Raw genomic sequence first — 12,133 nt, 5'->3', positions numbered from 1 at the left:
GTGTTGGCGATCCTACGAACTGTGCTTGCGGACGCCTGACGGGGGCGGATGGCCGCTCTACACGGTCGACGTGAATGCCCGAATGGGCCGGCGCAGCAGTGAGTTCAAGGAAACGGTCCTTTCTGCGGCCTCGATCTGCACCTGATCACCGATGTCCCGTCCGCGCCCTGTTGTGGCCCGGGGCGATGAACCTCCAACCCGCAGGGTCGCACAGAGGCAACAGCGGCATGCCCGCCGTTTTACGCTCGGCGACCGCTTCGGAAAGCCGCACCAGCTCGTCGCCGACGGCGCCTACACGAGGCGGGCCGGGTTCTGGGCGATCAACAACCGCATCTCGGCGCCCTGACGTCGTGGGCGGCGTGTTTGCGGTGGCGGGATGCGTTGGTGACCCGGTATCGCGCTCGGGGAGCGCATCGTCCGCTCGGGTCGTTGCCGGCTAAGGCGGGCGGTACGTCGGGGGTGTCCGAGCTGGTCCGAACATTGCTGGCGCAGTGGCGGACCCACGTCGCGGCGGGGATCGAGGCGATGCAGGCGGCAGGCGAGGTCCGGGCGAAGGTGGATGCGTCGCGCGTCCGCGTTCATCGCGCGTATTCAGGGTGGGGTGCGGGTTGTGCGGTCAACTGGCAGTGTCGAGGATCTCGAAGCCGTCCTCAACGCTCTGATCGATTCCCTTCGGGACCCGGAATCACCCGTTGCCCCCGCTGGGCCGCATCGCCGCACTCTGGCTGACAGCTTCGGCTCGGTCGCTTGGCTGCATCAGGTGGTTGCGGCTCCAAGGCCCAGCCGATACCACCTGGTCGGGAACGCGTTGCTCATCCCCGTGGCGGCCTGCTCGTTTCTCCACTTTCGATTGTGTCCACATCTGAGGTGGTGTCCTCCAATCAGGAGTCCTCACCTGCGCCGTGAGCTGGCGACATGGCGACTGCCCTCCCACTGCAGATGCCTTCGGCGACGCCTGCCTGACCGGACGGTCAGCTCGGCGCAGCCCTCGGAAACGCCGAACTTTCCGCGATTCGGGATTGCGTGATCTGTGATCACACTTTAGTCTTAGGTGGTCCGGGTATGACGGGCATCACCATCAGACCCGATATGTGCGACTCGACCCGGCCTGGCTTTCAACGGCGCTACCGCAAGCCAGGACGGGCGTCCCGAAACAAGGATTCGCCAGCAACTCGCCGATGCCTCCGGTGAGAGACGCGGCGCTAGTCAAGGAGATACGAAGTGCGAGATGTAGTTGTTGTCGGCGCGGGCCTGGCCGGACTCTCGGCCGGTTGGCGGCTGCGTCATTGGGACACCCTCGTTCTGGAGTCCGACGAGCGCGTCGGTGGCCGTATTCGCTCCGAGCGTCGCGGGTCGTACTGGCTGAACTGGGGCGGCCACGTGTTCGCCGGCCCCGGATCGTCGACCGAAGCCCTGCTCAACGAGGCCGGCGTCATGTCGGTCGACATCCCGGGATCGCTTCAGGCGCTCTCCATGAACGGGAAGTTCCTCAAGAAGGGGCACATCGCCACCTACCCCTTCCGGATCCCGATGTCCCTGTCGGCACGGATGGCGACCATGCGTGCCGGAATGAAGATCGTTGCGGGCGTCGGAAAGTACACCGGCGTGGTGCGGACGCGCGCCGGCGAGTCCGGCGCAATGCGACAGCAGCGAATCTACGACTTCGCGAACGACGAGTCGTTCCTCGATTTCGTCGGAGACCTGCCGGAGGATGCGGCCGCCCTGTTCAAGACCACCGTCACCCGGTCGGCCGGAAACATGGACCAGATCTCAGCCGGTGCAGGCATCGGATACTTCAGCTTGGTGCTCGGATTCGGACAGGGCCTGAGTCGAGGCATCGTCGGCGGCCCGTCCACCCTCACCGAGGCTCTCGCCGCGTCGCTGGGCGATCGCGTCCAGTTGGGTGCCGTGGTGCAAGAGGTCGTCCACAAGAAGGAATCGGTCGTCGTCCGCTACCGCCAGAACGGCCGTGACCACGAGGTAGAGGCACGAACCGTCGTTCTCGCCACGACCGCGGACGTGTCCCATCGGGTCGGTGTCGATCTGCCGCAGGAGCTGCGTGAAGCGCTCGCGCAGATCAAGTACGGACCCCACGTCAGCTCGGCATTCCTCACCGACGAGAAGACGAAGCAGCCGTGGGACGACATCTACGCCATCGCTGCCCCGAAGCGTTCCTTCGCGATTGCGCTGAACCAGGCCAGTATCGTGCGCGGCAGCGAGTCCGTACGGCAGCCGGGCGGCAGCTTCATGACGTTCTCGCCGGCAGCCCTGGGCCAGGCACTGCTCGACAAGAGTGACGAAGAGGTCGTACAGACCCACCTCGCCGATCTCGAGCAGATCCTCGGGCCCGGATTCTCCGACACGGTCGTCGAGGCCAAGGCCGCGCGATGGAAGAATGCGTCGCCCTACAGCTTCCCGGGCCGCGCGAAGCTGCAGCCCACGCTGACTCGTGGAGCGGGTCGCGTCTTCCTGGCCGGCGACTATCTCGGAACGCTCTACACGGAAACGTCGATCACCTCCGGGTTCTCCGCCGCACAAGAGGTGACGAGTGTGCTTGCCACACACCGTCAGACACTTGCAAGCAGGCCCGTGGCCGCACAGGCCGCCAGCGCCTGACACTCCGCACACCAACACCCGCCAACGAACCAGGAGCCACTTTTCATGTCCAAGCAACTCAGCGGTGTCCTCACCGCACTGACCACCCCGTTCGACGCCGACGAGCAGATCGACATCGACAAGCTGAAGGTCGTCGTCGATCGCTCGATCAAGGCGGGCGTCGACGGAGTCGTCGCCGCGGGATCGACCGGTGAGGTCGGGGCGCTGTCGTCGGACGAGCGCCTGCGGCTCGTCGACACGGTCATCGAGCACGCCGACGGCCGGGTACCCGTCATCGCTCAGACCGGTGCCACGACCACTGCCGAAGCCATCCGGCTGTCCCGCGCGGCCGAGAAGTCGGGCGCTGACGTGCTCATGCTGATCACCCCGTTCTACGAGCCGCTGTCGACCGAAGAGACGGTGACCTACATCAAGGATGTCGCCTCGTCGGTGGAACTGCCGATCATGCTGTACAACATCCCCGCGGTCACCGGTGTGAACCTGGACCCCGGTACCGTTCGCTCGCTGGCCGAAGAGGTCGACAACATCCGCTACATCAAGGACTCGAGCGCGAACTGGGAACAGGCACTGCAGCTGATCCACCACCACAGTGACGTGATCGGCACGTTCATCGGCTGGGACTCGTACATCTACAGCGCTCTGGTCGAGGGTGCTGCCGGAGTCATGGCGGGTGCCGCGAATGTCGTTCCTGACGAGATCGTCGCAGTCAACCGGCTCATCGCCGACGGCGACCTGCACGGCGCGCTCGCCAAGTGGCGCGACCTGTACCCGGTGATCGATTCGATGATCTCCGTTCCGTTCATCTCCGCCGTCAAGGCAGGCCTTGCCCTGCAGGGCGAGCCGGTCGGAGCTCCCCGTCGCCCCACGGCCGAGCTCCCCGCCGAGCAGGTCGAGCGAATCGGACGGGCTCTGAAGAAGCTCGCTGACCGGAACGGGTAAATCGTGCCGGAAATCGACTGGGCCGAGTTGCTCACGACTCTGGCAGACGGAATCTGGGGACCGATGGCCTATGTCGTCCTGGGCCTGGGGCTGGCATACACCATCGCCATGAAAGGCATTCAGTTCCGGCGCATTCCCGACATGATCCGCCAGCTGAGGGAGCACAGCGAGGGGGAGGGAGGCCTGTCCTCCTTCCAGGCGCTCGTGCTCGCTCTCGGGAGCCGCGTCGGTGTCGGAAGCATCGCGGGCGTCGCAACCGCGGTCGGCGGTGGTGGACCGGGCGCACTGCTGTGGATGGCCGTGACGGGACTCGTCGGCTGCACCGTCGGGTATGCCGAGGCAACCCTTGCGCAGGTGTTCAAACGGCAGGTGGAGGACGAGGACCGGAAGAAGGCCGGCGAAGACATCGGCGGCATGCCGTACTACATCAAGTACGGCCTGAAGCTTCCGAAGGTCGCGGCGCTCATCGCGTTTCTCGGGCTGGTCGGCTACGGCTTCATGTTCCCCGGGTTCCAGGTCAGCACCATTGCTTCCAGTGCTCAACTGGCGTTCGGGTTGCCGAGCTGGGTGCCCGCGGTCTTCGTCACCGCACTGATCGCCTTGGTGATCTTCGGCGGCACGACGCGGATCGTCAAAGTCACCCAGACTCTCGTCCCGACTCTTGCAATCGGGTACCTCGTGCTCGCACTGGCCGTGATCTTCGCGAACCTCGAAAGCGTCCCCGACGCAATCAAGCTCATCGTGAACTCGGCATTCGGTCTCGATCCCGTTCTCGGCGGTATCGCGGGCGCCGCAGTCGCGTGGGGTGTACGCCGGGCGGTCTTCGCGTCGGCGAACGGCATCGGTGAGGCCACCTTCGCGGCCGCGGCGGCGCGGACCTCGCATCCCGGCAAGCAGGGCCTCGTCCAGACGTTCAGTATCTACATCGACGTCCTGCTGATCTGCATGGCAACGGGTTTGATGATGGTGGTGTCCGGCCAGTACAACGTCTCGGACGGCTCCGGCGGACATCTCGTCGAGAATCTTCCCGGCGTCGAGGCAGGGCCGAACTGGGTTCAGAAGTCCATCGACACCTTGGCGCCGGGATGGGGTGCGGGCTTCATCGCCGTCGCCGTGTTCCTGTTCGGCTTCACCTGCCTGCTGCTGTACTACTACGTGGCGAACTCGAACCTCCTGTTCCTGCTGAACGGGCGAAAGGGACCGGTGCCCAAGCTGATCCTCAAGATCGGCACACTCACCATCGTCTTCGTGGGTTCCGTGGTGAACGCCGGAATCGTCTGGGCCATCGGCGATATCGGGCTCGGAATGATTGCGTGGATCAACCTCGCCTGCCTGGTACTGCTCTTCCCGCTGGTCTACAAGGTCTACCGTGACTTCGAGCAGCAGAAGAAGCACGGGCTCGACCCGACCTTCGACCCGAAGTCGCTCGGCATCGAAGGAGCCGACTTCTGGGAGGAGAGCACTGTCACAGCCGCCACGGCGGATCGCAAAGACTGAGCAGTTCGTTCAAGGACCGTGCACTGCGTCGATACGACGCGGTGCACGGTCCTTTTCGCTGTGCGCGGCAATTGGTGACCGGCACCCTCGCGCGGGCGGAACGTAGATCGGTGCGAGTTCTGCGTCGGCATTCGACGGGCGCGAACAGCCCGACAACTTGTCCACCCGTTCAGCGGCGTTTCCTTCCCGGTTACCTGCAGGGCGGTTGTCCGTACAACTCCGCCCGTGACAGTGGTCGCCATGACGGAGCATCGGTACCGCACCATCGCGGACCAACTGGAATGCGAGATCGAGCGCCTGGCGCCGGGCACCAAACTCGACAGCGAACACGAGCTGATGAAGCGTTTCGGGGTCGGCCGGGCGGCTGCGCGGGGCGCGGTGCAGGAGCTGGAGCGGCGACTGCGGGTGCGGCGCGTCCAGGGTGCGGGGACGTTCGTCGCCGAGCGGATCGACTATGTCATCTCCCGCGACCGCCGGCCGTCGTGGCACCGCACCGTCCGGGAGGCCGGGGCGGTACCGCGGTCGGTGATCCTCGAACGGTCGCTCGCACCACTGCCCACCGATTGCGCCGACCGGCTGGAGGTGCCGCACGGTACTCCGGCGCACCACATGGTCCGGCTCAGTTACATCAACGACGTCGTCGCGGGCCTCGGCTTCGAATGGATCTCCCATGACGCCGTCCCGGACCTCGCCGAGGGCATGCGGGTGGAGGAATCCCTCGACGAGGTGCTCCGTCAGATGGGCCACGTCCGTTCGGTGCGGTCCTGGTGCCGCACCGCCTCGGACATTCCGCCGGCCGACGTGCAGGAGAAGCTGCAGCTGGTGTCCGCGGTCCCGGTCTGGGTGGTGGAGAGCGTCAACCGCGACGCCGACACCGGCACACCCCTCACCTACAGCAAGGCGTGGATGCGCGGCGACGCCGTCCGCGTCGTCATGGAGATCGGCTCTCCGGACGAACCCCGACCACTTCCCATTGACATCGAGAACGATACGAAAGAGGTCTCGACCCCATGATTTCCCACGTCTACAGTCGCGAACGCGTCGCCGAGCTGCTGGCCGCGGCGTCGGCGGGTGATCTCGTCGAGCTCGCCGACGCCTGCCTGTCCGACGGCGCCGAACTCGCGGTTCTCACCGCGCCGGAGATCGGCTCCGTTGCGGCGCAGGTGCGCGAACCCATTGCGTTCGAGCACTTCTTCCTCGGCGACGTCCTCGCCTGCCGTGCCGAGGTGAGTCTCGCCGGGGTGCGGGGCTGGGCGATGCGCATGGGCGACGACCGGGCCGCTACCCTCGCCGCCGCGATCTGCGACGCCGAGGTCCAGGCCGACCGTCCGCACGCCGACCGTGTCCTCGAGCTGTGCGCCCGGGTCGAGGACCACCGCCTGCTCGCCGACCGTGACGAATGGGCACGGCTGGCCCCCACGATCGTCCAATTCGAGGAGTTGACCTGAGAAATGAGCGACACCATCGCGATCGGTTCGGCGCTCGGCGCCGGCCTGAACCCCCACCGGGCGCAGCGCGTCTACCGGGCCATCCTGGAGGCGTTCGCGCGACCGGGAACCGTCCACGCGTTGCCCCGCACCAACTTCCCGCCGGCCCTGCTGCCCGTCCTTGCGCTGGCCGACCTGGAGACGGGCACGCACGTCCTCGAGCAGCGGCAGGACTGGACGTCCGTGCTGGCCGTCGCCACCGGTGCACCCGCGGCCTCGCTGGAGACGGCGAAGTACGTCACCGCGCTGCGACCGCCGACGGTGACCGAATTCGGTTCCGTGACGATCGGTACGGCGCTGAGCCCGGAGTCGGCGGCGACCGTCGTCTGCGCGGTCGACGCGATCGACGGCGGCACGCCCGTCCGCCTCACCGGTCCGGGAATGGTTGCCGAGACGGCGTTCGCGCCGACCGGTTTCGACCCCGCGCTGTGGGAGGTCCGGCGCCGCCTCGTCGCGGATTTCCCGTCCGGCGTCGACCTACTGCTGGTCGGTCCGGACGGATCACTCGTCGGGATCCCCCGCACCACCGTGGTCTCCGGAAAGGAGAACTGACATGGGATATTCGGGAGCACGTGGCGGCCTGGACGCCATCCTCGCCGCCGAGTCGCTGGTGCGCGGCGCCCGGAACACCGACCCCGCGCCGTGGCTGACGACGGAACAGATCACCGGCCGCATGCGGTTGGCCGTCGACCGGGTGATGGGGGAGGGCAGCCTGTACGACGAGAACACGGCCGCCGACGCGCTGCGGCAGGCGGAGGGCGACGTCATCGAGGCCACCCACCTGGTGCGGGCCCACCAGTCGACGTTGCCGCGACTGGCCGTGAGCGAGCCGATCGACCCCGACGAGATGGTGGTGCTGCGGCGGATCGTCCCCGCGCACCGCACACCCGACGGCCCCCAGTTGCTCGGCCGAACCAGCGACTACACCGGCCGGATGCTGGACCGCGACGCACAGCCGGAACCGGTGATCGTCCCGGAGGGTCCGTCCGCGGAAACCGAACGCGCGCAGGATCAGCGGCATCCGCGACGATTCTCCGACATGCTCCGCGAGATGGATCTGCTGGTGGACAACCGGCCCGCCGACCCGATGGCACCGAAACCCGAACCCTTCGACATCTCACGGCACCCCGCACGACCGCCTGCCCCCCGCTCGGCGATCCTCGCGAGCATGGCCCGCGCCGAGACCGGCTCCCTGATCGGCACCTGGTACCGCTCGATCCGCGGCACCGAGGGCAACATCCACGAGGTGACACTCGGCGAGGTGCGGCACGGCCGGCTCCCGCTGCGGGTCACGCACCCGCACACCGGAAAGCCGGTGCTGCTCGGACACATCCGCGCCTCGGAGTGTGAGGCGATCGAGGACCTGGACGGCCCGGACGAGGACCGCAGCCGATTCGACGTCGGCTACGGACTGTGCTTCGGGCACAACGAACGCAAGGCCATCGCGATGGCGAACCTCGACATCGCCTGCCGGCGGTTCGGTGACACGGACGGACTCGAACAGGTGCTGCTGCTCACCACCGACGGCCTCGACTCGTGCGGTTTCCTCGAGCACCTCAAGCTGCCGCACTACGTCACGTTCCGCTCGATGATCGACCGCAAGCGCGCCGTGCGCGGTGTGGAGTCGGTGGCCGAGCGCACCGCCGATCCGATCGGAAGGACCTGCTGATGACCGTCACCGACACCGTCACCGAAATACATACCACCGCAAGCATTTTCGCGTCGCTCGACGCCGAATCCTTTCCCCGCGGGATCCTCGACGAGGGGTCCAAGCGGGAGATCCGCCGCGCCACCCTCGCCGCCGTCTGCGTGCCCGGTTACCAGGTGCCGTTCGGATCCCGCGAAATGCCGGTGGCCCGCGGCTGGGGTTCCGGCGGACTGCAGATCACGCTGGGCCTGCTCGGCGGCGACGACACCGTCAAGGTCATCGACCAGGGCGACGACGACGGCGTCAACGCCACCAACCTGCGTCGCCTCATCGTCGACAGCGAGCACTGCGCGCAGACCCAGGACACCCGCGACTGCACCGTCGTCCAGAGCCGGCACCGCATCCCCGAGGAGCCGCTGAACGACGCACAGGTTCTGGTGTTACAGGTTCCCGTCGCGGAACCCCTGCGGGGCGTGCAGAAGTCGGTGAGTGAATGCGCCCGGATGCACGCCGAGGCCGACTATTCGATGATCTGGGTCAGCCTGTACGAAGACCTCGTCCGCAACGGCGTCATCACCAAGACCACCGGCTACCCGGTGCTGGTGAACGGCCGCTACGTCATGGTCACCACCCCGATCCCGCGCTGGGACGTGCCGCGCCTGAACAACGCCGCGAGCCTGACGCTGTTCGGCGCCGGCCGGGAGAAGCGCATCTTCGCGGTCCCGCCGTACACGCGGGTCGAGCCGCTCTCGTTCGACGACGTCCCGTTCGAGGTCGAGGGCGACACCAGCTAGCGGTGCGCGCGCTGCGGTTCGTCCGACACGTTCCTGGTGGAGGCGCCCGGCGGCCGGACGGCCTGCAGCGACATCGAATGGTGCACTAGGACACTCGACGGTGACGTCGATGCAGGCACCCATGCGGTCCGGTCTCCGTTGCGTTTCGTGCCCGACCCGTCCCGTCGGGTGCGGGCTGCCGCGGTCGCGGGCCGTCGTGATCCGACCGAGCTGGAGGCCCGGCCGGTCCCGGCCCACGCCGACGGCTGGACGCTCGCGGTCCGCGGTGTCGGCAAGGTCCACGGCCCGGGCGGCGCCGACGCGGTGCCCGGAACCGGACCCGACACCGGAACCGCGATCAGCCCCCGCACCGGCGCCGTCGTCGCCGCCTGGGACGTCGGTTTCGACGTCGCACCGGGGGAGGCCCTCGGTCTGATCGGTGAGTCGGGCTCCGGCAAGTCGACCGTGCTGCGCTGTCTCGTCGGCGAGGAAACGGCCACCGCCGGTTCGATGTTCCTCACCACGGTCGGACACGGCGAGACCGACGTGTTCGGACTCGACGCGGCCGACCGCCGGGCGCTGCGCGTCGACACCGTCGGTCTCGTGCACCAGAACCCGGCGGACGGTCTGACGATGAAGGTGTCCGCCGGCGGCAACATCGCCGAACGGCTCACCGCGGCGGGGTGGCGGAACTACCACCAGATCCGGGACCGCGCCGCGTACCTGCTGGAGAAGGTGGAGGTACCGCTCGACCGGATGGACGACCCCGTCCACACGTTCTCGGGCGGCATGCGGCAGCGGGTGCAGATCGCGAAGGCCCTCGCCACCGACCCCCGGGTCTTGCTGCTCGACGAGCCCACCACCGGACTCGACGCGTCCGTCGCCGCGGGTGTGCTGGACCTGCTCCGCAAGCTCCTCGCCGAGCGGGACACCGCCGCCGTGGTCGTCAGCCACGACTTCGCCGTCATCGAGGCCCTCACCGACCGCTGCCTGGTGATGAACGTCGGCCGGGTCGTCGAGTCCGGGCTCACCGACCAGCTGTTCCAAGACCCGCACCACCCCTACACGCAGCGGCTCGTCGCGGCCGCCCGTCGGTGACACCGACCATCGAAGACCGAGGTAACCAACCATGATTTCTCCGATACTGTCGGTCCGCGCACTGCGGAAGACGTTCACACTGCACACCATCGACGGCCGCACGGTGACGTCGCTGCACGGCGTCGACCTCGACGTCGCGGAGGGCGAACACGTCGCCCTCGCCGGGCCCAGCGGTGCCGGCAAGTCCAGTCTGCTGCGTTGCGTGCACCGCAGCTACCTGCCCGACGGCGGCACCGTCACCCTGCGCACCGACGACGGCTCCGTCGAATTGACGTCGCTGCCCGACCGCGAGATGGCCCGGCTGCGCGGACGCGAACTGGGGTACGTCTCCCAGTTCCTGTCGGCGCCGCCACGCACCGGCCCGATGGACGTGGTCGCGGCCGCCGGCCGACGGCGTGGGATGAGCCGGTCCGACGCCCGCGACGTCGCCGCCGACTCGCTGCGGCGACTGGCCCTCGACGAGGCGCTGTGGGACGTCGATTGCAGCGTCCTGTCCGGTGGTGAACGCCAGCGCGTGAACATCGCTGCGGGAACCGTCAATCCGCCGCGACTACTGTTGCTCGACGAGCCGGTGTCGGCGCTCGACCCGGCCAACCGCGAACGGGCGCTGGAGCTGATCGCGTCGCTGTCCACGCAGGGGGTGGCCGTGCTCGCCGTCTTCCACGACCTCGACGCGATGCGCAGACTGGCGTCGCGGGTGATCCGGTTCAGCGAGGGCCGGATCGCGCAGCAGGGCAGTGCGCTCGACGTGCTGGGAGCGGCGGCATGAGCGAGACGGCACCGACCCTCGAGCAGTCCACCACCTGGTCGCTGCAGCAGTCCCCCCGCGACTACGTGCTCGGGCACGTGCGCGCCGTGCTGCCCGGCGGCATCCTCGACGACGCCCGGATCGTGGTACGCGACGGCCGGATCGTGGAGGTCGGCGAACCAGCACCCGGCACCCGGATCGACGTCGACGGCGGCGGATTGTTCTGCCTTCCGGGCCTCGTCGACGTCCACTCGGACGGCCTCGAACGGGAACGCCTCCCGCGGCCGGGAGCGGAACTGCCGTGGATGTTCTCGATGATGTCGTTCGAGGGCAAGCTGCGGGCGGCCGGTGTGACCACCGTGTTCCACGGGGCGTCGTTCTCCGACCGCGAAGCCGCCAAGAACCAGCGCAGTGTGCACGCGGCGATGGAGATGTGCGAGGCGATCGCCGCGTGGAACGAACGCGACACCGACGGCCGGCTCGTCGACCACCGCGTGCTGCACCGGCTCGACGTCCGGTCCGCCGCCGGTCTGGCCGCGCTCCGCAACCACTTCGACCACCTGGTCGTGACTGAACAGGTCGGCGCGGACCTACCCGCCGTGATCTCGCACGAGGATCACACCCCGGGCATCGGGCAGTACGCCGACCGCACGTTCTACGAGCAGTACATGGCCGGGATCCGCGGCATCTCCTTGGAGGAGGCCCGGCTGCGGGTGGACGAGGTGCTGCGTGAACGGGAGGGCAACATCGCGGTGCGTGAGGAGGCGATGGACTGGCTCGCCGGTCGCGGCGCGACCGGCTCGGTCCGGATCTTCGGGCACGACCCCGAGTCCGCCGTCGAAATCGCGGATCTGGCGCGCCGCGGCGGCAACGTCGCCGAATTCCCGACGACGGAGGAAGCGGCCCGAGAGGCCCGCGACCGCGGCATGTCCGTGGTGATGGGCGGACCGAACGTCCTGCGCGGCGGCTCGCACTCCGGCAACGTGTCGGCGGTGGAACTGGCCCGGCTGGGGCTGGTGACCGCGCTCGCGTCGGATTACCTGCCGTCGTCGCTGCTCGGGGCGGCGTTCACACTCGCCGCCGACGACACGATGCCGCTGCACGCCGCGGTGTCGCTGGTCACCAGCGGTCCGGCCACGGCGGTCGGGCTCTCCGACCGCGGAGCGATCGAACCCGGGCAGCGCGCCGACCTGGTGCTGGTCGGTCTCGAACACCGATGCCCGGTAGTCCGGTCCGTGCTGCGCGCGCAGTAGGTGTGCGCAGCGACAACCCGCTGGTCTCGCCCATCGCCGTTTCGCGGCGGTTCACCCGGGGTTGCCATTGAAGT

11 protein-coding genes are annotated in these 12,133 nt (G+C 68.2%); all 11 read left to right on the top strand.

The genetic code is table 11. The features are described 5' to 3' along the window. The first annotated feature begins 1,221 nt into the window (after positions 1-1,221). The 11 genes from ACFU5V_RS25100 (at position 1,222) to ACFU5V_RS25050 (ending at position 12,059) form a co-directional block, all read left to right on the top strand. Positions 1,222-2,616, top strand: a complete 1,395-nt coding sequence (locus tag ACFU5V_RS25100; protein WP_378433877.1) for a protoporphyrinogen/coproporphyrinogen oxidase — start codon at positions 1,222-1,224, stop codon at positions 2,614-2,616. A 45-nt stretch (positions 2,617-2,661) separates the two neighbouring features. Further along, positions 2,662-3,555, top strand: a complete 894-nt coding sequence (gene dapA / locus ACFU5V_RS25095; protein WP_378433878.1) for a 4-hydroxy-tetrahydrodipicolinate synthase — start codon at positions 2,662-2,664, stop codon at positions 3,553-3,555. A gap of 3 nt (positions 3,556-3,558) precedes the next feature. Then, a complete protein-coding gene (locus ACFU5V_RS25090) occupies positions 3,559-5,052 on the top strand; it encodes an alanine/glycine:cation symporter family protein (RefSeq protein ID WP_378433879.1) in 1,494 nt (497 codons plus the stop codon). 240 nt (positions 5,053-5,292) lie between these two features. After that, a complete protein-coding gene (locus tag ACFU5V_RS25085; protein ID WP_378702800.1) occupies positions 5,293-6,066 on the top strand; it encodes a GntR family transcriptional regulator in 774 nt (257 codons plus the stop codon). Beyond that, positions 6,063-6,500, top strand: a complete 438-nt coding sequence (locus ACFU5V_RS25080) for a phosphonate C-P lyase system protein PhnG (RefSeq protein ID WP_378702799.1) — start codon at positions 6,063-6,065, stop codon at positions 6,498-6,500. Before ACFU5V_RS25085 ends, ACFU5V_RS25080 begins: the two co-directional genes overlap by 4 nt. A gap of 3 nt (positions 6,501-6,503) precedes the next feature. Continuing rightward, a complete protein-coding gene (phnH, locus tag ACFU5V_RS25075) occupies positions 6,504-7,091 on the top strand; it encodes a phosphonate C-P lyase system protein PhnH (protein WP_378702798.1) in 588 nt (195 codons plus the stop codon). A 1-nt stretch (position 7,092) separates the two neighbouring features. Further along, positions 7,093-8,208: a carbon-phosphorus lyase complex subunit PhnI gene (locus tag ACFU5V_RS25070; protein ID WP_378702797.1), complete on the top strand. Its 1,116-nt coding sequence runs from the start codon at positions 7,093-7,095 to the stop codon at positions 8,206-8,208. After that, entirely contained in the window at positions 8,208-8,981 is a 774-nt protein-coding gene (locus ACFU5V_RS25065; protein WP_378702796.1) for an alpha-D-ribose 1-methylphosphonate 5-phosphate C-P-lyase PhnJ, read from the top strand. The genes ACFU5V_RS25070 and ACFU5V_RS25065 overlap by 1 nt, the downstream gene beginning before the upstream one ends. Before the next feature lie 36 nt (positions 8,982-9,017). Continuing rightward, the gene (locus ACFU5V_RS25060) at positions 9,018-10,058 is read left to right on the top strand and encodes an ATP-binding cassette domain-containing protein (RefSeq protein WP_378702795.1); all 1,041 of its coding nucleotides are present in this window, start codon (positions 9,018-9,020) and stop codon (positions 10,056-10,058) included. A 31-nt stretch (positions 10,059-10,089) separates the two neighbouring features. Next, the gene (locus ACFU5V_RS25055; protein WP_378702794.1) at positions 10,090-10,827 is read left to right on the top strand and encodes a phosphonate C-P lyase system protein PhnL; all 738 of its coding nucleotides are present in this window, start codon (positions 10,090-10,092) and stop codon (positions 10,825-10,827) included. After that, positions 10,824-12,059: an alpha-D-ribose 1-methylphosphonate 5-triphosphate diphosphatase gene (locus tag ACFU5V_RS25050; RefSeq protein WP_378702793.1), complete on the top strand. Its 1,236-nt coding sequence runs from the start codon at positions 10,824-10,826 to the stop codon at positions 12,057-12,059. The genes ACFU5V_RS25055 and ACFU5V_RS25050 overlap by 4 nt, the downstream gene beginning before the upstream one ends. Positions 12,060-12,133: the final 74 nt, after the last annotated feature.

Origin of the sequence: Rhodococcus sp. NPDC057529 (assembly GCF_042802055.1) — a bacterium.
Lineage (GTDB): Bacteria > Actinomycetota > Actinomycetes > Mycobacteriales > Mycobacteriaceae > Rhodococcus_F.
Note: the sequence above shows the minus strand (reverse complement) of the source record. Positions and strands in the feature narration are given on the sequence as shown.

Coding starts and splice junctions, on each gene's coding strand:
- dapA (WP_378433878.1), top strand. CDS start 2,662: ATGTCCAAGCAACTCAGCGGTGTCCTCACCGCACTGACCACCCCGTTC.
- ACFU5V_RS25085 (WP_378702800.1), top strand. CDS start 5,293: ATGACGGAGCATCGGTACCGCACCATCGCGGACCAACTGGAATGCGAG.
- ACFU5V_RS25080 (WP_378702799.1), top strand. CDS start 6,063: ATGATTTCCCACGTCTACAGTCGCGAACGCGTCGCCGAGCTGCTGGCC.
- phnH (WP_378702798.1), top strand. CDS start 6,504: ATGAGCGACACCATCGCGATCGGTTCGGCGCTCGGCGCCGGCCTGAAC.
- ACFU5V_RS25070 (WP_378702797.1), top strand. CDS start 7,093: ATGGGATATTCGGGAGCACGTGGCGGCCTGGACGCCATCCTCGCCGCC.
- ACFU5V_RS25065 (WP_378702796.1), top strand. CDS start 8,208: ATGACCGTCACCGACACCGTCACCGAAATACATACCACCGCAAGCATT.
- ACFU5V_RS25055 (WP_378702794.1), top strand. CDS start 10,090: ATGATTTCTCCGATACTGTCGGTCCGCGCACTGCGGAAGACGTTCACA.
- ACFU5V_RS25050 (WP_378702793.1), top strand. CDS start 10,824: ATGAGCGAGACGGCACCGACCCTCGAGCAGTCCACCACCTGGTCGCTG.